Source organism: Pseudomonas sp. Root329 (assembly GCF_001424925.1).
Classification (GTDB): domain Bacteria; phylum Pseudomonadota; class Gammaproteobacteria; order Pseudomonadales; family Pseudomonadaceae; genus Aquipseudomonas; species Aquipseudomonas arabinosi.
Genome location: NZ_LMCV01000003.1, coordinates 224392 through 244650, shown reverse-complemented (window position 1 = coordinate 244650; position 20259 = coordinate 224392). Strand labels below are relative to the sequence as shown.

14 protein-coding genes are annotated in these 20259 nt (G+C 55.5%); 9 read left to right on the top strand and 5 right to left on the bottom strand.

Going from position 1 to position 20259, the window contains the following annotated elements:
• Positions 1-139: 139 nt before the first annotated feature.
• The 5 genes from ASC74_RS06090 to ASC74_RS06070 all read right to left on the bottom strand — a co-directional run bounded on the left by ASC74_RS06090 (position 140) and on the right by ASC74_RS06070 (position 6684).
• Entirely contained in the window at positions 140-517 is a 378-nt protein-coding gene (locus ASC74_RS06090) for a response regulator (RefSeq protein ID WP_008146959.1), read from the bottom strand.
• 77 nt (positions 518-594) lie between these two features.
• Positions 595-1776, bottom strand: coding sequence for a hybrid sensor histidine kinase/response regulator (locus ASC74_RS06085; protein ID WP_056740082.1), 1182 nt, complete (start codon positions 1774-1776; stop codon positions 595-597).
• Positions 1770-2363: a chemotaxis protein CheB gene (locus ASC74_RS06080; protein ID WP_056740080.1), complete on the bottom strand. Its 594-nt coding sequence runs from the start codon at positions 2361-2363 to the stop codon at positions 1770-1772. Before ASC74_RS06080 ends, ASC74_RS06085 begins: the two co-directional genes overlap by 7 nt.
• A complete protein-coding gene (locus tag ASC74_RS06075; protein ID WP_056740078.1) occupies positions 2360-3193 on the bottom strand; it encodes a CheR family methyltransferase in 834 nt (277 codons plus the stop codon). The genes ASC74_RS06080 and ASC74_RS06075 overlap by 4 nt, the downstream gene beginning before the upstream one ends.
• Positions 3193-6684, bottom strand: coding sequence for a response regulator (locus ASC74_RS06070; RefSeq protein WP_056740076.1), 3492 nt, complete (start codon positions 6682-6684; stop codon positions 3193-3195). The genes ASC74_RS06075 and ASC74_RS06070 overlap by 1 nt, the downstream gene beginning before the upstream one ends.
• A gap of 262 nt (positions 6685-6946) precedes the next feature.
• Between ASC74_RS06070 and ASC74_RS06065 the strand changes: the two genes are divergently transcribed.
• The 9 genes from ASC74_RS06065 (at position 6947) to ASC74_RS06025 (ending at position 20252) form a co-directional block, all read left to right on the top strand.
• Complete coding sequence (locus ASC74_RS06065; protein ID WP_056740074.1) at positions 6947-7306, top strand: response regulator; 360 nt, start codon at positions 6947-6949, stop codon at positions 7304-7306.
• 166 nt (positions 7307-7472) lie between these two features.
• Positions 7473-8978 (top strand): PhoPQ-activated protein PqaA family protein, encoded by a 1506-nt coding sequence (locus tag ASC74_RS06060; RefSeq protein WP_082555773.1) that lies wholly within the window; start codon positions 7473-7475, stop codon positions 8976-8978.
• Positions 8979-9251: 273 nt separating this feature from the next.
• Positions 9252-13046: a hypothetical protein gene (locus ASC74_RS06055; RefSeq protein WP_056740072.1), complete on the top strand. Its 3795-nt coding sequence runs from the start codon at positions 9252-9254 to the stop codon at positions 13044-13046.
• A gap of 114 nt (positions 13047-13160) precedes the next feature.
• Positions 13161-14456 carry a glycosyltransferase gene (locus ASC74_RS06050; protein ID WP_056740070.1) on the top strand — a complete coding sequence of 432 codons (1296 nt, stop codon included), beginning with the start codon at positions 13161-13163 and terminating at the stop codon, positions 14454-14456.
• A 149-nt stretch (positions 14457-14605) separates the two neighbouring features.
• Positions 14606-15469 carry a hypothetical protein gene (locus tag ASC74_RS06045; RefSeq protein ID WP_056740068.1) on the top strand — a complete coding sequence of 288 codons (864 nt, stop codon included), beginning with the start codon at positions 14606-14608 and terminating at the stop codon, positions 15467-15469.
• Positions 15470-15660: 191 nt separating this feature from the next.
• Positions 15661-16542: a hypothetical protein gene (locus ASC74_RS06040; RefSeq protein ID WP_056740066.1), complete on the top strand. Its 882-nt coding sequence runs from the start codon at positions 15661-15663 to the stop codon at positions 16540-16542.
• 79 nt (positions 16543-16621) lie between these two features.
• Entirely contained in the window at positions 16622-17527 is a 906-nt protein-coding gene (locus ASC74_RS06035) for an AraC family transcriptional regulator (protein ID WP_056740114.1), read from the top strand.
• A gap of 342 nt (positions 17528-17869) precedes the next feature.
• Positions 17870-19180 carry an ABC transporter substrate-binding protein gene (locus tag ASC74_RS06030; protein ID WP_056740064.1) on the top strand — a complete coding sequence of 437 codons (1311 nt, stop codon included), beginning with the start codon at positions 17870-17872 and terminating at the stop codon, positions 19178-19180.
• Positions 19181-19325: 145 nt separating this feature from the next.
• Positions 19326-20252, top strand: coding sequence for a carbohydrate ABC transporter permease (locus ASC74_RS06025; RefSeq protein ID WP_046047221.1), 927 nt, complete (start codon positions 19326-19328; stop codon positions 20250-20252).
• Positions 20253-20259: the final 7 nt, after the last annotated feature.

The window sequence follows — 20259 nt, the reverse complement described above, 5'->3', positions numbered from 1 at the left end:
GCGAGGCACCGAATGGCGGGGCAAGAGCCCTTGGTTACTTGGGGCTTTTCCAAGTGACTCGCTGTAAAAGCGAAACCGTAATCAGCCATCACCGCAGAAACGGATATGTACCCAGCATTACCCGTAGGAGCAAAGCACCTTACGACAGCATTTCCTGCATAAGCTCTTGCAGTACATCCAGATCGAACGGTTTGGCCAGAATCGGTGCTTTACGGGTGATCGGGCTGTCCGTCTCGCGGATCTCCTGCGGATAACCGCTGATAAAGATCACCTTGAGTTCCGGTCGCAGCTTCACGGCAGGTTCAGCGATCTGGACACCAGAGATTCCACCCGGCAGGCGGAAGTCGGTGATCATCATGTCCAGGTGGGGTTTGCTCGACAGAATTTCGAAGGCTTGCTCGCCGTTTTCGGCCTGCAACACCCGGTAGCCCTCACCCGACAGATAGGCCGACAGCACCATCAAAATGGAGGGGTCATCTTCGACGATCAATACGACGTCTTGTGCATCTTCACTCATGGGAAGCCTTTGTTCGGTCAATAGCTGCTGATACGACCGTGGGGTCGATCAGAGGTTGCGTTTTTCTGGCTGTTTTCCTACAGCGGCAGACAAACGCGAAACAAGGCGCCTTCGCCAATCCGGCTTTCGACGGTAATGGAACCGCCATGGGCGGCCACAATCTGCTCGGAAATAAACAATCCCAGACCCAACCCCGCGACAGCGTGTTTGGCCGTGACGCGTTCGAACTGCTGGAAAATACGCTTCTGGTTCTCTTCGCCGATGCCGATCCCGAGATCGCGTACGTCCACCCGAGCCTGACCGCTCTCACTGTACACCTTAACGGTGATCGGACTCTTGGCGCCGTAGCGCAACGCATTGGTCAGCAGGTTGGAAATCACCTGTTCAACGCGAAACTCGTCCCAGCTGCCCACCACCGGTTGCTCGGCCTCCAGGGTGACCGTGGACTCGGCAGCGTCGATCTGCGGGGCAAAGTTCTGCAACAAGCCGCGAACCAGCGCCGACAGATCGAAGCGCGTCGGTCGGATCGACAACTTGCCGGTGCGAATGCGCGATACGTCGAGCATGTCTTCGATCAGTCGGATCAGGCTTTTGATCTGCCGCTCATCGCGGTCGACCATCGCATGCATCTTGTCCAGGGTGAACGCCGCAGTGTTATCCCGGGCCAGGTGCATCTTGCGCAACTGGGTTTCGAGGATCAGGCCATTGAGCGGCGTGCGGACTTCGTGGGCTACGATGGACATGAAGTCATCGCGCATGCGCACCGCTTGCTCCAGTTCCAGCTGGGTACTCTGTAACTGCTTGAGCAGCGCTTCCTGCTCGCGGCGGCTTTGCTCCAGCTCTTCGACCTGCTGTTTCATCGCCTTGCTTTGGCGATACAGTTCGACAAACACGTTGACCTTGCTCTTGACCGCGTGGATATCCAGCGGCTTGTAGAGGAAATCCACGGCACCGCTTTCGTAGCCCTTGAACGCGTAGTTCAGCTCACGACCGCCCGCACTGACGAACACGATCGGAATGTTCTTGGTCATTTCCGTGCCGCGCATCAGCTCGGCCAGCTCGAAGCCGTTCATGCCGGGCATCTGCACGTCGAGAATGGCCATGGCGAATTCGTGTTGCAGCAACAGCGACAAGGCTTCATCGGCGGACAAGGCTTTGTAGACGATACGGTCTTCACGCTTGATCAGTGCCTCGAGCGCCAACAGGTTCTCCGGCAGATCGTCGACGATCAGCAATTTGGCCTGGATAGTACTTAACATGCGATTCGTTCCAGCTCGACAAGCAGACGGCCGATGCCGCGTATAGGGAGAATGTGGTCCGGCTGGTGTATATCAAGCGCCGCCTGAGGCATGGTCGCGACCTGGGCTTCATCCGGGTCCTGGACAATGGTCATGCCGCCACGACGCTTGACCTGGGCCAGACCGCGGGCGCCATCGCGGTTGGCGCCGGTCAACAACACCGCGGCCAGGGCTGAACCGTAGGCATCGGCGGCCGACTCGAACAGGTAATCGATGGCCGGTCGCGAATAATGCACGTGGGCTTCCAGGCTCAAGGAAAAACTGCGGTCCTGCTCCACCGACAAGTGATAACCCGGAGTCGCGAAATACAGCGTACCGGCTTCGACCTGCGTCTTGTCGCGGGCTTCCATTACAGGCATGGCGACTCGCCGTGCGAACACCTCGGCCAGTTGGCTGCGACGTTCGTCCGGCAGGTGCAAAACCACGATGATCGGCAGCTTGAAGCCTTCTCGCAGTGGGCTGAGGATATTCAGCAACGCCTCCACTCCGCCGGCCGAGGCGCCGATCACGATGGCCTCTATGGAAGGCAAAACCGCTGCACTGTTCATGATTTGCGGTAAATCCGTTCTTGTTTCACCAACGGCTCGAACTGGTTGCCGAAGGCCGAAAAATCCAGGGTTTCCTTGCTGCCCAGCACCAAAAATCCTCGATGACAAAGGGATTCATGGAACAAACCGAAAGCACGATTCTGAAGCTTTTTGTTGAAGTAAATCAAAACATTACGACACGAAATTAATTGAGTTTCTGAAAAGACACTGTCAGTCGCCAGGCTGTGATCGGCGAAGGTCACGTTTTCACACAACGTCTTGTCGAAAATCGCGTAACCGTAGGCCGCCGTGTAGTAGTCGGCGAACGAACGCTGGCCACCTGCCTGCTGGTAGTTATGAGTGTAGGCGCGGACATTCTCCATGGAGAAAATCCCTTGCTTGGCCTTGTCCAGCGAGCGCGGGTTGATGTCGGTGGCGTAAATGATGGTGCGATCGAGCAAGCCTTCTTCGCGCAGCAGAATGGCCATCGAATAGACCTCTTCACCCGTGCTGCAACCGGCGATCCAGATCTTGATCGAGGGGTAAGTCTTGAGCAGCGGCACCACTTCCTGACGGATCGCCAGGAAATGCGAAGGGTCGCGGAACATTTCGCTGACCGGGATCGTCAGCAGTTGCAGCAACTGCATGAACGCCGTCGGGTCGTGCAAGACCTTTTCCTGCAACGCTGAAATGGTCGTGCACTCGAACTGGCTCAACGCGTGATTGACCCGGCGCTTGATCGAAGCGCCGGAGTAGTCGCGAAAGTCATAGCTGTATTTGAGGTAGATCGCCTCGATCAACAAGCGAATTTCGATTTCGCTATTTCGCTCCGCTGAAAAATTGCGTTCCACTAAATGCGTTCCATTTTTGGTAACCACACGCGAATCAGTGAGAACAGGCGATCCAGGTCGATGGGCTTGGCCAGGTAATCATTGGAGCCCGCTTGCAAACAGCGCTCCTGATCGTCCTTCATGGCCTTGGCCGTCACCGCAATGATCGGCAGCTTGCGCCAGCGCGGGTCCTTGCGGATCTCGATGGTGGCTTCGAAACCATCCATCTCCGGCATCATTACGTCCATCAACACCAAATCGATGTCCTCGACTTCATTCAGTCTTTCAATCGCTTCACGGCCGTTTCGGCCGATGACCACGATTGCACCCTTTTGCTCCAGGGCACTGGTCAGGGCGAAGATGTTGCGTACATCGTCGTCCACCAGCAGCACCTTGCGACCCTCGAAGACCTTGTCGCGGCTGCGCGCGGTCTTGAGCATCCTCTGGCGTTCATGGGACAACCTGGATTCGACTTTGTGCAGAAAGAGTGTGACCTCATCCAGCAAACGCTCTGGCGAGCGGGCGCCCTTGATGATGATCGAGCGCGAATACTTGCGCAGCTCGGCCTCTTCGTCCCGGGTCAGGTTGCGCCCGGTGTAGACGATCACTGGAGGGAACGAGCAGATATCTTCCGTGGACATGCGCTTGAGCAGGTCGTTGCCGAGCATGTCCGGCAGCTTCAGGTCGATGATCATGCAGTCGAAAATCGTCGTGCGCAGCAGATCCAGCGCATCCTGCGCCAGGCCAACGGCAGTGATTTCGATGTCATCGTCGCCGATTAGCCGGGCAATGCTGTCGCGCTGTACATCATCGTCTTCGACCAGCAGGACGCGTTTGACTTTCTGGGTCAGCTTGGCCTCAAGGCGGGCAAACACGTCCTTGAGCTCTTCGCGGGTGGTCGGCTTGACCGCATAACCGATAGCGCCCATGTGCATCGCGGCTTCGACCCGGTCTTCCACCGAAATCACATGCACCGGAATGTGCCGGGTTTCGGCGTGTTCCTTCAGGCGTTGCAACACAGTCAACCCGGAATGATCCGGCAGACGCATGTCCAGCAGAATGGCGTCCGGGATGAATTCCTTGGCCAGGTCGTAACCCTCGTCCGCGCCGTGCGCCACCAGGCATTGATACCCCAGCTCATGCGCCAGGTCGTAAAGGATATTGGCGAAGTTCGGCTCATCTTCCACCACCAGAATGCAACGAGTGGCGAAGGGTGCCTTGGTGCGATCGTCGTCGAAACGCGGAATTTCAACTTCGGCGATCACTGGTACCAGCGCAGCGGGCGTCACTCTCGGTGTAAAGGCAACCGGCGTGGCTCTCATCGCCTCGACAGGATCCTCGCCCGGTTCGACGTATTGCTGCGGCAAAACCAGCGTAAACACACTGCCCTGCCCCGGCTCGCTGGTGACACTGATGGAACCGCCGAGCAAGGCGGCCAGGTCACGGGAAATCGACAAGCCCAGGCCGGTGCCACCGTAACGGCGATTGGTGGTGCCATCGGCCTGGCGGAAGGCTTCGAAAATGCTGTCCTGCTGATCCGCGGCAATGCCAATCCCTGAATCGCGAATGATAAAGGCGATACCCTCGCTGGGCTGGCTGGCGACCGTCAGGCTGACCGTGCCTTTTTCGGTGAATTTCACCGCGTTGGACAGCAGGTTCTTGATGACCTGCTCCAGACGTTGGCGGTCGGTGAAGATCATCATCGGCGCACTGGCCTGCACCTCGACCTGGAAATCCAGTTTCTTGTCGGTCGCCAGGGGCTGGAACATCCCGCGCAAGCCGTCCACCAGACGCGCGACACTGGTGTTCTCCGGTCGCATCTCAAGCTTGCCGGCCTCGACCTTGGAAATGTCGAGAATGTCGTTGATCAAGTTGAGCAAATCATTGCCGGCAGAGTAAATCGACTCGGCAAACTTGACCTGCTCGGCGCTGAGATTTTCCTGAGGGTTTTCCGCCAGCAACTTGGCGAGGATCAACGAGCTGTTCAGCGGCGTGCGCAACTCGTGGGACATGTTGGCGAGGAATTCAGACTTGTACTTGCTCGAGCGCTGCAACTCTTCGGCGCGTTCTTCGAGCTGGGTCTGGGCCTGATTGAGCTCGCTGTTCTTCAGGTCCATGGCGTCGCGCTGGTCGGCGAGGATCTGCGCTTGCTCGGCGAGCTGCTCATTGGTTTGTTCAAGCTCGACCTGCTGGGTCTCCAGGTGCGCCTGGGACTCCTTGAGAATCCGCGACTGCTCTTCCAGCTCTTCGTTGGCAGTCTTGAGTTCTTCTTGTTGAACCTGTAGCTCTTCATTGAGCTGCTGGGTTTCGGCCAGCACTTCCTGCAAGCGCTGGCGATAGCGAGCAGCCTCGATGGACGTGCCGATGTTGCCGGCAATCAGTTCAAGCAATTCAACATCGCGGTCCGTCAGCGGGCGCAGAAAGCCCAGTTCGATCACACCGTTGACCCGATCGTCGTCACTGGTCGGCACGACCAGCACGCTATGCGGCAGACCTTCGCCCAGGCCGGAACTGACCTTGAAGTAATCGCTCGGTACGTCATCGAGACGGATCAAGCGAGCCTGGTTCGCTACCTGGCCGACAATGCCTTCATCGCTATAAATCTGCTGTTCGCGCGCTTCCTGCTCGCGGGAGAAACCGTAAGAGGCAATGCGCTTGAGACCGCCATGTTCTTCGCGGACATAAATGGCTGCTACGGCGGTGCCCAGGTACTGCGCGCAGAACTGCAGAATGTTGCGGCCCAGCAGGTTAAGCGACAGTTGCCCCAGCACTTGTTCGGCCAGTTCGGTCTGGCCATTGCGCAACCAGGCCTGCTGTTCCAGGCGACGAGCGCTGGCCTGTTGACCGGCGAGGTTGGCGCTATAACTTTGCGAAAGGTTGAGCAAGTCCCTACGACCAATGTAGGCCAGCAAGGCGCTGATCCCGGCGATGAACAACAGGTAAAGGCTGATGCTCCAGATCGTGGTGCGGCGCACTTCCTCGTTGCGCGTAGTACGCAACTGCTGCTCCATGTCGATCACGTCTTCGAATTGCTTTCGGATCTCATCGGTCAGCCGCTTGCCGCGCCCGGCCTTGACCGCGCTGCGGTAATCGCCGCTGGATCGCTGCAAGTCAATTAATGCCTGCGCGTAAGTGGCCCACTCATTCTGCAAGGCCTGGAGCCGGTGCAGACGGTCGGTCTGCACCGGGTTGTCCGCAGTCAGTTCGAGCAAGGTATTGAGGGCGACAGCGATTCGTGGCTTGGCCGTTTCGTAGGGTTCAAGGAAGTGCTCGTCGCCAGTGAGCAGGAAGCCGCGCATACCGGTTTCCAGATCGACGGTCAGCTTGATCGATTCATTCGCGTTATTGATCACCCGGTCGGTGTGCTCGACCCACTGGATCATCGACAGCAGATAAGTAATCAGCAAAACAAAGAACACTGCACTGAGCACGCCGACACCCAACGGCAGGCTGACGTTGCGGCTCAGGAGTTTACGGAATCGTTGCTCATCAACCGAAGACGCGGATGTCATGGGGGAAACCTTGTCGAACTGTTGAAAACCAAGGAGTTTGCCCCAAAAGCGCCGGATTGATCCAATTTTCTGACACCTTTTCGAGCAAAATCCTACATTCCACTGCTCCAGCGCAAAGGAGCGGTTATCCTTGCCAGCACTTGTGCGGCTATTCTTTTTTCTACCGCGTGGGAACTTGTCGGGTTCCGTCACTTACTCAAGCAAGAGCCCGGCGATTTCGATCGACCGACAACCACGAATTCATCCTCTGAGAACCCCCACTATGCCCGTCAACGCGTCCATCATCCTTGTCGTCGAAGACGACGCCATCGTGCGCATGCTGATTGTCGATGTGCTGGAGGAGCTCGAGTTCAAGGTGCTCGAGGCCGATGGCAGTGAACAGGCGCTGGAGTTTCTCAACGATGAAGATCAGTACATCGATTTGATGATGACAGACGTTGGTTTGCCGGTGATGGACGGCCGTGAACTGGCTACCCAGGCGCGGATGCTGCGCCCTGAGTTGCCGATTTTGTTCGCCAGCGGCTATGCCGAAAGTATTGATGTGCCCGCAGGCATGTCGGTGATCGGCAAACCGTTTTCGATTGATCAGCTGCGCGACAAGGTCAAAGGCATGCTGGCCTGAGACTGTTGACTGGGCATCTTGGCCCCACCACTTTTCTGCATAAACCGACGTAAGGCTGCATTTTTCGGCGTTTTGGGGTTCTGACCTGTCAACTCTGACAGTAGAAAAGGTCGCCCGCCTGGCGTTTGATTGGACCGGTAATTCCCACTCATAAGGAGCCGAGTCCATGCCGAGTCGAACCGAACGCTACGCACGTTATTTGAAGATCAGCGGATTATTGCTGATGCTCACCGCCGGATATGGTTGCCGATCAGCCTCTTCCGACAATCCCCAACACTGCTTTGAACAGAGCGGACAGGCGTTCAGCGAAGTATTGAGCTGCTATCGCAAAGCCGAAGCGACGCAACCGCTGCGCTACATCAGTAAGGGACAAGAGCAACAGCCCGGCGTCAACATCCGGCGCTTCGAGCTGACGTCACAGTCCTGGGGCCAGGGCGGTCAAGTCACCCCGGCAAACTGGACTCATGGAGTCGACCTGTACATTCCCGACAACGTCAAGGGTACGCGTGCCGTGCTGGTCGCCAACGATGGCGTCAACAACCCTTTGCCCGGTGAGTCTCCGGGAGCACCCAACAACTTTTCGCCGCAAACACTGCTCAACATTTCCCGGCAAACCGGTTTGATCGTAGTGGCCGTCAGCAATGTCCCTAACCAGTATTTGACCTACAGCGATGACGGCGTGCCTCGGACAGAAGATGGCAGCGTTGCCCACAGCTGGAAGCTATTCATGCAGGCCCCGGAACAACAACCCTTTATGTCGCTGCATGTGCCGATGATGGAAGCGCTGGTCAAGGCCATGGACCTGGCGCAAAAGGAAACGCCGCCAGGCCAGGTCGTGAGCTTTCTTGCCACCGGCGCGTCGAAACGCGGTTGGGCGGTATGGCTGTCCGCCCTTGCGGACTCGCGCGTCGATAGCATCGTGCCGTTTGTCATCGACGTCTTGAATACGGACAAAGTGTTCGACCAGAMGTTTCTGGCCTACGGCGGTAACTGGCCCCTGGCGTACATCGACTACTACTTGCAAGGCGTGATCGCCCAACGCAAGAGCGAGCCGTTCAAGAAGCTGATGCAGGTCGAAGATCCGATGACCTATCGGAATCTGTCCGGCTACATCGACCGCTTGAAGATCCCGAAATACATTGTCAACGCCAGTGGCGATGACTTCTTCATCCCGGATGCTTCACGCCAGTATTTTCCAGACCTGCCGGGTGACAACACACTTCGGGTCATTCCCAATTCCGCCCACGATGTGCGGGCGTTTGTTGAAGCGAACCTGATTCCTTATATCAAGCGGCGGCAGACCGGCAATACCGCACCGAGGTTAAAGGCACAGGAACAGCGCCTGGACGCCACATCGACCAAGTTGCACCTGACCTTGTCCGAAATGCCGATCAAGGTGACCCAATGGACAGCCCACAACCCGAAGGCCCGAGACTTCAGGTACAACTGCGGCGTGCGCTACACCGCAGCACAATTGCCGGCCTCAATGGACGTCCAGACAACTCTCCGTGCTCCCAAGGTGGGTTGGAGCGCAGAGTTCTTCGAATCTGAGTACGCGGACGGCGTTGTCGAAACGACGATGGTCAAGGTGCTTCCGGATACGTATCCGAATCAGGCGCCACCCGCCGATGAGGCGTTTTGCAGAACGCTACCCGGCATCCAGGGTCAGTAAATCAAACACGACAATCTCACTCTTTTGCTCTGTGGGGGTTGTCGTGTTTTCTTGACTGTCAAAGTCAAAAGCATTATTTAAAAATGTAATAAATCACCTGACCTCTGCCAGTTATAGCGGAGAGGTCTTTACACCCTAACAACATGACAACCAACTAAAGCGATCATTATTTCCACACAAATGCAACACACACTTACATACGCCAACTTGCCATCACTCAAACATTAAAAGAGGATACCTCAAACATACAACCCAGAAATATATGGATTCGCCATGACCATTATAAATACAGCCAATACCTTTCGAAGACACTTATCCAGACCTTCTGCTTATATCCCGCACGAAGATCACAACAGCCGAAAAGACAATATAGAACGCTGGGAATTTCTCGACAAATTAAAGCGTCGAGTGCAAGACCACAGTCACTCCAAGGAAGTCAGTCTGGAAGGTGTTTTCATCTCCCTGGAGTCTGGCTCATCGCTAGAAGAAGCTCTCCAGCCCGCAAGAGTCATGTTGCGAAACATGGTCGAAAAAGCCTCTTTCAAAAACCTTTTGATGAAACTCCGGCTGTCCGAAGACTCACTGTTTGAAGTCACCGCTAATGGTCAGGTCAAGGCACACTGCGCAGGCAGAACCCTGAGTTTCGAGGGTGCATTCAAACTGGCTCCGGATCTGAACGATGATCTTGTTGTATTGGTTGAAATGGCGCAATTGACCGGTGGCGTCGTCACCCTTGATGACCAAGTCAGCATGATTCAATGGTTGAGATTCCATCGTTACCTCCTCCCTCGGACGCTCATCGATGCCCAGAACCTGATTGCATTCCTGGAACAGCCACATCCCGTCAGTCCGCCATTGGGCAACTATTGGGAAATGATACAGGTCGGGGAAAACAATCCGCTCACTATGTCATCAGCACAGTGCTACCAGCTTCGAGCACTTATCAAGGAACACACCAAGGGCGAACCATTATTGGAACATCTGTCAGACACTATTCTGGGTGGACGATCCATCCCCTTCAATCGATATGATGCGGAGTATTATCTGAAAACGCTTGTTTCCAGTTCAATTGCTCTAATCTGGGCAAAAAGTTTTGTACGGGACCTGGATTGGTATGGTGCGCAAGATAATCAGCCCTTATCGGATGAGTCTCTCCAGCAAATACTTTTGACCGCGCTACTGCTGGATCTCCATCCGATGGTCGGGGAGCAAGAGCCGCGCAATCAAGTGGCCGGTTTCGATCTCTATGCGGCCCGACACATAGAGAAGTCTTTCGCCAGTGTTCAAACGGAGTTCGAAAGATATCTGATCAATAACCACCGAATCACTGAACACAACGCGGCGCTGGCCTCGCATTTATTGCTGGCCGGCACCGCGCCGGAGTTTCTGGTCAAGGACTTGCCGCCTACTCTGCTATTAGGCACCCCGCAATGGGTTGATTACTGCCGGACCATCGCGGTGCAGGAAATCATTTCACCGGGATCGTCGCGCTCAATGACCCACGCGCAAATACAACACCTGATGAAGTCCGTCTCAGTCACCGAGTCGCAACAGGCACTCAATGCCTTGGCTGCTGTAGATCCAGTGATCGACTGGGCGTTGCTCAACGGTATCGTCACCCATAATGAAGTAAACCGGTCGGTCAAGGATTCACTTGAAGTGGCAGTGGCCGCTTACGCCCGCCATGCGAAAACCTACGCTGAAACGGCTGAAACATTGTCTCGCCCCTTGCCGACCCGCAAGAGCATCGCCCTGGACATCCTCAAGCAAGTCGCCAAGGGATGCACCTATCTTGAAAATGACGTCCTTCACCAAAAGAGCAATCGAACACTGCAAGACGCCTTTGCCGAATCGTTCCTCATATCCCCTGTAGACCTGCTCATGTCCAACGACCTGCAGACAGGTGATTGGGACTTGAAACATGGAGAGAGTATTTATACAGCGTTTCCAAAGATGCTCCCCAACCTGATTTCTCCGGATGGAGAGTTTTACCGCCAATTCAATCGGAACTATGTGTCACATGCGCAGGCCATGAGTACGCATTTGAAACTGGCCCTTTCATCCTTGCCGCTTCCTGATCGGGCAAGGCTGCTGCGCGGACAGGTGACGATATTCTCTGTACGGCCTTCAGTCGCCACTCCTCATCCAATCATCCTCCCCCCCATGACTCCATTCTCGTCACTCCTTGAATTGACCTCGCCGAGTGTTCCACTCTCGTCACTCCTTGAGTTCGCCGGGCCGACGGTTCCCATGGAGAGTCAGAAAGACAAAGAGCAGGCCACCGGTCGTTACGGCGTGGTGATGTGTACCTATTTCGAAGGACGACTGAGTTGTTATGAGCTGTTCACCTTGCACGGAGTCTGCCGTGAAAACACGGAACTGGCCGAGTTGATCGAAAAGGAGAACCTATTGCATACAAGCCCCCGCAGCAGTAAAAAAAACCACTACTATCCGGCACCGGTGCATCAACTGCCCACGGACATCGAGTGCTACACCCATGGAGTCATACCTGGCCTCGTCAATACCAGTCGTGGCGTCATTGAAAAAATCGGGGAACTATCAGCGACACTCCTGCCTTCGAACATTGAAAGCAAAGGCTATTACCAAAGTTTCTATTCAAGTGAATTCGACCCGCTCGTGAACTTCGTGCTCAAGCACCGGCCAATCGCAACCTACGATGAGTTGGTAAAAGAATGTTGGGGGCAAACCCGACTGGAGGCATTGCGCGCAGAACGTGAAGAAGATTTGAACACGTTTCTCAATATTGTCATCCCGTTCAAATCATGCTTCGAAGACATCAGTTCAGACGATCTGGATCGACAGTTCCAAGGAGTAGCTGCCTGCACCCTGGAAGCTGCGATGACACTTCTGTTGGTGGTCGGGGCCATCGCTAAGGTAGCCAGTCTTGCCGCCAGAAGCATGACCCTTGCAACGAAAGCCAGCGCCATGGCCAAGACTGGCCTGGGCCTGGTGAGCAGCTTGCTAAATCCGCTGGATGGCGTTCCGGATTTGCTGACAGGTGGCGCAAAACTGTTGCGCAAAGGTTTTAACGGGAGCGTTGCGGCCTTGGAAAACGCCACTTCCGATCTTCGCCGGTTGGCAGGTCAGACTCAATTCGAGCAATTGGCCAGAGCCGGCGATCCAGACATCATTCGTTTCGGAACTTGGCGCCCCGTGGAATCTTCGAAAGACCTTTTCCGGGTCTGGGGTATACGCCAGAACGACCATTGGTACGCACTCAACCGGCACGGTCAGCCATGGGGAGCGAAGCTCAACAACTTCGAACCAATGAAAATCTGGCATCTGCTCAAGCTGGATCAGCTGATGCCGGCATCCTACACCCGCAAACTGCTCAAGGACGCGTTGCCAGCCTCTAGAGCAAAGGTCGACGATGCCATCAGAGTCCTGACGAACGCATCACTTGAAACCGACTCTGGGAAGATTGTGAAACTGCTGTTAGGTGACAACTCCAGTCAAGGTCGACGCAAAGTTCTGAATTACCTGAACGAAGTAAAAAAAGATATTGCCAAAGTCACACCCGACAACTTCATCCTGGACTCTGCCGAGTCGCAAAGTTTCGCAGCCCTGAACCCGGACTTGTATGCAGAATGGGCACGCGCAATCCCGAAGGAAGCAACCCAAAAGAAGTTCATGCGCATCTATACCCATAACTTCAATCGGCAGTTCCGTACCGAAGGCTATAGCCATGATGTACTCGCCGATGACATTGTTCATGAGTTGTTTCATGGAGCCCCCAACACACTGGATCACTCCTATGCCCACCTTCCAGTATCCGGACGCCAAGGTAACTACCAACGACTGGATGTTGCTCCGCTGATGAACCTGGCCTCCGGCCACCTGCGTGATCTGGATACGCTGAAAGTGATCGACAAGGCCAACGCTTTCAATAATGCGGATTCGTTCGCACTGACCACATCACTGCTTAGCCAGTTATCGAAAGATCCAGTCTCGTACCGGCTAAACATTGAGACGATGTCGAAGGCGCTCGAAAGAAGCCAGAACGGCTACATCGGATGGGAGGTTGTTGTGAAGTTGAATCCGGTTTAAGCCACACGATCCGCCGCAGGGCGGGCCTGCGGCAGATTGGCTGAATGAAAACAACTGACTGTGGTTTAATTGCGCGCTTTTTCGACGCCCAGTGCCCGCATCAAGGAATGCCCCATGAGTCAGCCCTCCTCCACCAAAGTCCTGGTCATTGGTTACGTCTGGCCTGAGCCCCGTTCTTCTGCGGCCAGCGGGCACATGATGCAAATTCTCGAGACCTTCTTGCAGCAAGGCTGGGACATTACTTTCAGTAGCCCGGCCGGCACCGGTGAACACCGGGCAGACCTGACGGTCTTGGGCATTCGCGAAGTCCCGATCGAATTGAACAACAGCAGTTTCGACACGTTCATCAGCGAACTGGCCCCGGATATCGTTCTGTTCGATCAGTTCATGATGGAAGAACAGTTCGGCTGGCGCGTTGAAAAACATTGTCCCGCTGCCTTGCGCGTACTTGAGACCTCTGATCTGCGAAGCCTGCGAGATGCCCGCCATCAACGCCTCAAGGAGCGTTTGAAGGCCAGTGACGACGCCAATGATTTCACCGATTTGTTCGCGCCGGCGTTACGTGAAGAGTTCGAACTCATGGCCGAGACCGATCTGGCTAAACGGGAAATCGCAGCGATTTATCGTTGCGACTTGAATCTGATGATTTCAGAAGTAGAGATCGAGTTGCTGGTCGAGCAATTCAAGCTGCCGCGCCACTTGCTGCACTGGTGCCCGCTGATGGTCGATCTACCGAGCGTGCCACCGGTTTCTTTTGAAGATCGCGCGCACTTTCTCAGTATCGGCAACTTCCGTCATGCGCCCAACTGGGATGCGGTGCTCTGGATGAAAACCACTGTCTGGCCGCTGATCCGCCAACAACTGCCAACGGCTCAATTGCACATTTACGGTGCTTACACACCGCCCAAAGCGACTGCGTTGCATAACCCCGGCCAGGGTTTTCATGTAATGAACTGGGCGGAAGATGCGTTAAAAGTCATGTCTGGCGCACGGATTTGTCTGGCCCCCCTACGCTTCGGTGCCGGAATCAAAGGCAAAATTGTCGACGCCATGTTGTGTGGCACGCCCACGATCACAACGCCAATCGGCGCAGAAGCGATGCATGGCGAACATCTCTGGCCGGGGGCCGTGACCCGCACAGCACAGGCGTTCGCCGATTGCGCGGTTCAGCTGTACAAGGACAAGGCTCTGTGGACGGACGCCCAATCCCAAGGGAAGGCATTGCTGGCCGATCGTTATCGACAATCGGAGCATGGTCCGGCGCTGATCGAAAAGTTATTGTATTGCCAACAACACTTGGCACAACTTAGAAGCGATAACTTTACGGGAAGCATGTTGCGTCATCACCACCATAAAAGCACGCAATACATGGCGCAATGGATTGAAGCGAAGAATCGAAATCCGTTATAGCGCTTACTCCAATAACAAACATTTTGCATTATCACTGTTATTGACCAAGCCTAATACCACCCCTACAAATACCCAGTCGAACTTTAACTTTACCAGTTAAGTTCGGCGCAACTACCCACCCTTAAAAAATCAATGCAAGGATGCATTAAATGGACAACGTTGTTCAGAATAATTACACACTTAACAACTGGATGGCCGCTACTCCGGCAATTGATACATTGTCGCTCTGCGAATTGACGCTGCCAGGCACTCATAACGCGGGCAGCGATTGGAAAGCATCCTGGTCGCTGATTCCAGGCGCCCACTGGCTGGCCTGTCAGCACCAATCGTTTTATGCCCAGTTGAACCACGGATCTCGAGCGCTGGACATCCGTTTAATGTACGACGCCGACGCGCTGGGACCCGGAAAATACTGCATTCATCACAACGGTTACCGTAATGGTCGTACCGTGGGGAACCTTCTATTCGACGTGGAAAAATTTCTTCGAGAGAACCCCAACGAATTCATCATCCTGGACTTTCATGAACTGAAGGGGGATCAGTTTGATTTCGCTTACTTCAACAGCTTGATGGAGCTCCTCGTCGGCGATCGCATAATCCCCACCAAAAACCGGTCTCTGAGTCTTCGTCAACTCAAACAAATCAGCTCTATGCAAAGAATTTTGGTCGCGGCCCCTTGGAACAGAGCGCTTGATCAAAACGTATTTCACGAGCAGATCGGGCACAAATGGTCAGGCAGCGGCATCACCGATGCCGCTGATTTGAAACAGCACATTATTAATGTGCTGAAATACCCGCCGGGCACATGGGCACCGTGGTCGCTTTCCGCCACCAGTTACAGTGCTCTCGGTGGCCCCGTGGATATTCATGACGAGCTTAATTCCTGGTTCGATCCGAAGAAAAGCGACTGGGCGTCAAAGTGCAACATCATCAATGTCGATTTTATTGAAGAATCCAACATTGTCTCTTATTGCCGAACTGTAAACCTGACGAAAGCGAGCAAGCGAAATTAACAATTTTCGCGCCATCAAATAGCTATTCTTGTGTAAGTGTTTCCGACGCTGGCAATACTGCCACGCACTTCTATGCTGGGTCATGAAAGCCTTTTGTCTCAGGCGAGTGATACGGATGTGGCACCCAGCCACATCCGACACATGAACTTCTTCTCCCCACGGATGGGGCGAATCAACGACAAGGAACTGTCATGACCCGCAATACAGCAACCACACTCAACAAACAGAGATGGATGAGCAACGTACTGGATATCGGCCAGTTGAAGCTGACCGATATTGTCTGGCCCGGCACGCACAACGCCGGCATGGACAAAAAAGCGCCCAACTATGAGGTGGTGGTCGGCAACTGGACAACGTGCCAGAACGACTCATTTGCCTGGCAACTGGCCAACGGGGCACGGGCGTTCGATATCCGGCTTGGCTGTACCGCCGGCCCGGTAGTACCGGTGTTCTACTTCCATCACAACGGCTATCAGTCCCACCGCATTCTTGATGAACTGATCGACGCGGTGACGATATTCCTCGACCGAAACCCGGAGGAATTCATCGTCCTCGACTTCCACCAGTTAGGGGATGCAGCGAAGCCTTTCGACTACCGACAATTCAATGATTTTCTGATGCGCCGCCTGGGCTCGCGTTTGATCCGTCCTTCGGATGCGCGCAGTACCGTGGAACAGCTCAAGCGCGCCAGTTCGCAGCGTCGCATTGTCATGGCCGCACAGACGAAGCCCGGACTCGACAGTGAGTATTTCTGGCCGCATGTACCTCACAAATGGAACGGCAAGGTATTCACCGACACCAGCGATCTGCAATCGCATATCCAGACCACCCTGGTGGGGGCGCCTTACGATACATTTCTCTGGTCTTTGCCGGCGACGTGCTATTCGCTGCTGGGTGGCCCGCAGCACATCAAAAACCAAATCAACAACTGGTTCCACACCACCCGCGATTGGGTCACCCGGTGCAGTATCATCAGCACCGATTTCTTTGACGAGGCGGATATTGTCCGCTACTGCTGGAGCGCCACCAGCATGAAAGCGGTTTACGGAGACAGGTTGCACCAGCGGGCCTAAGCCAAAGTCGTGGCAGGCTGGCACAGCAGGCGCCAAAAGAGGCATGATCGGATTGCGAAAACAAGAAAAGCGTCCTGACATGACCCGAACAGCCCGCGTGACAGACCCCTCCTACGAACTGATGGACGACCATAACGGGTTGTCCATTATCTACCGCCAGCACGGTTTTCCTTGCCCGTTGGTGCGCTGGCATTTTCACAAGGAATACGAGCTGCACCTGATCGTCGCCAGCTCCGGCAAAGTGTTCATCGGTGACTACATCGGTAACTTCTATCCAGAATCGCTGTTCCTCACCGGCCCCAACCTGCCCCACAACTGGATCAGCCAGGTGGCCGAAGACGAAGTGGTGCCCAAGCGCGACATGCTGGTCAATTTCACGGACGAGTTGTTCGACAGTGGCCACTTGGTGTTTGCCGAGCTCAAAACGCTGGCGCCGCTGTTGGAGCGCGCCCAGTACGGCATCGAGTTTCGCTGCAAGCGCACCATTCGCCAGGCCATGACGTTGATGCAGCGCATCGCCGACACCAAAGGCGTGACACGCCTCGGGCACTTTTTCATTCTGCTGGAGTTGCTGGCGACCTCTGACGACTATCAGCTGCTGTCCGGGGCCACGACCCCGCAATTGGCCGACGAGCACAATATCGATCGCACCAACCGGGCGGTGGATTACATCTTTGCGCATTACGCCCGTGAACTGCCGCTGGAAGAAGTCGCCGAGCACCTGGGCATGAAGCCGACTTATTTCAGTCGAGTATTCAAGCAAGCCACTGGCCGCTGCTTCATCGAGTTCGTCAATCGCCTGCGCATCAGCAAATCCTGTGAGCTGCTGGCCGACGGTGACAAACCGGTAACCGATGTGTGTTTCGAATCGGGCTTCAACAATATTTCCAACTTCAATCGGCGTTTTCAGCAACTCAAGGGCATGACGCCGTCGCATTACCGGCGGTTGGCCGTGCAGCGGTTGACTGAGCAAAATCAGCACTGATTTTGTAACACGGACGATCCCTGTAGCAGCTGCCGAAGGCTGCGTTCGACTGCGCAGCAGGCGCCAAACCTGCGACTCCACTGCGCCGGAATCACCCGCGTACTGTGCTCCAGCGAGTGCTTCGCACTCGAACGCAGCCTTCGGCAGCTGCTACAGGGCGCCAGGCGCCAAATCCTGCCTTTCCAGACATCAGTGCAAAAAAGTATCGATCTAAGTGCGATGGATGATTTGTCACGTCATCAATTGAAGGCTGTAATCAGTGCACATTCTTCCTGCCGTCGGAAGACACAAAAACAATAACTGTCCTTCTGTAACCCGCCGGGTGCAGAAAAGGAGTGCACGATGCAACCTTCTGTAAAAGCTCTGCTTGCCCTCACCTGCATGACCCTCAGCAGCGTCAGCCTCGGCGCCCAGACCCTGACCATCGCCACCGTCAACAACAGCGACATGATCCGCATGCAAAAACTCTCGAAAACCTTCGAGGCCGAGCATCCGGACATCAAGCTCAATTGGGTGGTGCTGGAAGAAAATGTCCTGCGCCAACGCCTGACCACCGACATCGCCACTCAGGGCGGACAGTTCGATGTACTGACCATCGGCATGTACGAAGCCGCACTCTGGGGCGCCAAAGGTTGGCTGGAGCCGATGAAGGACTTGCCGGCCAGTTATGCCCTCGACGACGTGTTCCCATCGGTGCGTGAAGGCCTGTCGGTCAAGGGTTCGCTGTATGCCTTGCCCTTCTACGCCGAAAGCTCCATCACCTATTACCGCACCGATCTGTTCAAGGAAGCCGGGCTGGCCATGCCCGAGCACCCGACCTGGACCCAGATCAGCGAATTCGCCAGCAAACTCACCAATAAGGATAAAGAACAGTACGGCATCTGCCTGCGCGGCAAGGCCGGCTGGGGCGAGAACATGGCATTGATCACCACCGTCGCCAATGCCTATGGTGCGCGCTGGTTCGATGAGCAGTGGAAGCCGGAATTCACCGGCCCCGAGTGGAAAAACGCGCTGAACTTCTACGTCGACACCATGAAGAAATCCGGCCCGCCGGGTGCATCGAGCAACGGTTTCAACGAAAACCTGGCGCTGTTCAACAGCGGCAAGTGCGCGATCTGGGTCGATGCCAGCGTCGCCGGTTCCTTCGTCACCGACAAAACCCAAAGCAAGGTCAGCGACCACGTCGGCTTCACCTATGCACCGCACGAGACCACCGACAAGGGCTCGGCCTGGTTGTATTCCTGGGCGCTGGCAATTCCGACCAGTTCCAAGGCCAAGGACGCCGCGAAAACCTTCAGCGCCTGGGCCACTTCCAAGGAATACGGTGCTTTGGTTGCCGAGAAAGACGGCATTGCCAACGTGCCGCCAGGTACTCGCGCTTCGACGTACAACGATGAGTACATGAAGGCTGCGCCGTTCGCCAAAGTGACCCTTGAATCACTGAAAGCCGCGGACCCGAGCAGGCCGACCCTCAAGCCCGTGCCGTATATCGGCATCCAGTTGGTGACCATTCCTGAATTCCAGGCCGTGGGCACCCAGGTCGGCAAACTGTTCTCGGCGGCACTGATCGGCCAGACCACGGTCGACCAGGCCCTGACCGCCGCCCAGTCAACTACCGAACGTGAAATGAAGCGCGCCGGTTACCCCAAGTAACCCGCCATTTCAATGTGGGAGCGAGCCTGCTCGCGAAGAGGTCGGTACATCCGATGCATCTCTGGCGACTGGAACACCGCTTTCGCGAGCAGGCTCGCTCCCACATTTGTTCTTCATTTGTCTGTTCCTTATCGGTTCTATCGCCATGAATATTTCAACTGCCAAAGCTCACATGGACATTCCCCAACCGGTGCGTAAAAGCCGGTTGTCTAACCCCGGCTGGTTCCTGGTCAGCCCCTCGGTGGCGTTGTTGCTGCTGTGGATGATCGTGCCGCTGGGCATGACCGTTTACTTCTCATTGATCCGCTACAACCTGCTCTACCCCGGTGAGAACGAGTTCGTCGGGCTGGAGAACTTCAGCTACTTCCTCAGCGACTCGGGGTTCCTGCCCGGCGCCACCAATACCTTGTTGCTGGTCGGCAGCGTGCTGCTGATCAGCGTGGTGTTCGGCGTGTTGATCAGTGCGCTGCTGGAGGCCAGTGAGTTTCTGGGTCGCGGCATCGTACGGGTGATGCTGATCTCGCCGTTTTTCATCATGCCCACCGTCGGTGCGCTGATCTGGAAGAACCTGATTTTCCATCCGGTGTCGGGGATTCTCGCCTACGTCTGGAAGCTGTTCGGCGCGCAACCGGTGGACTGGCTGGCGCACTACCCGCTGCTGTCGATCATCATCATCGTGTCCTGGCAATGGCTGCCCTTCGCGATCCTGATCCTGATGACTGCCATGCAGTCCCTCGACCAGGAACAGAAAGAAGCCGCGCGCCTCGACGGTGCCGGGCCGATCGCGATTTTCTGGCACCTGACCTTGCCGCACCTGGCACGGCCGATTGCCGTAGTGGTGATGATCGAAACCATTTTCCTGCTGTCGGTGTTCGCCGAAATATTCACCACCACCAACGGCGGCCCCGGCTACGCCTCGACCAACCTCGCCTACTTGATCTACAACCAGGCGCTGGTGCAGTTCGACGTCGGCATGGCGTCCGCCGGTGGCTTGATCGCGGTGGTGATCGCCAACATCGCGGCCATCGTGCTGGTGCGCATGATCGGCAAAAACCTGACAGACAAAGCCTGAGGCCTGC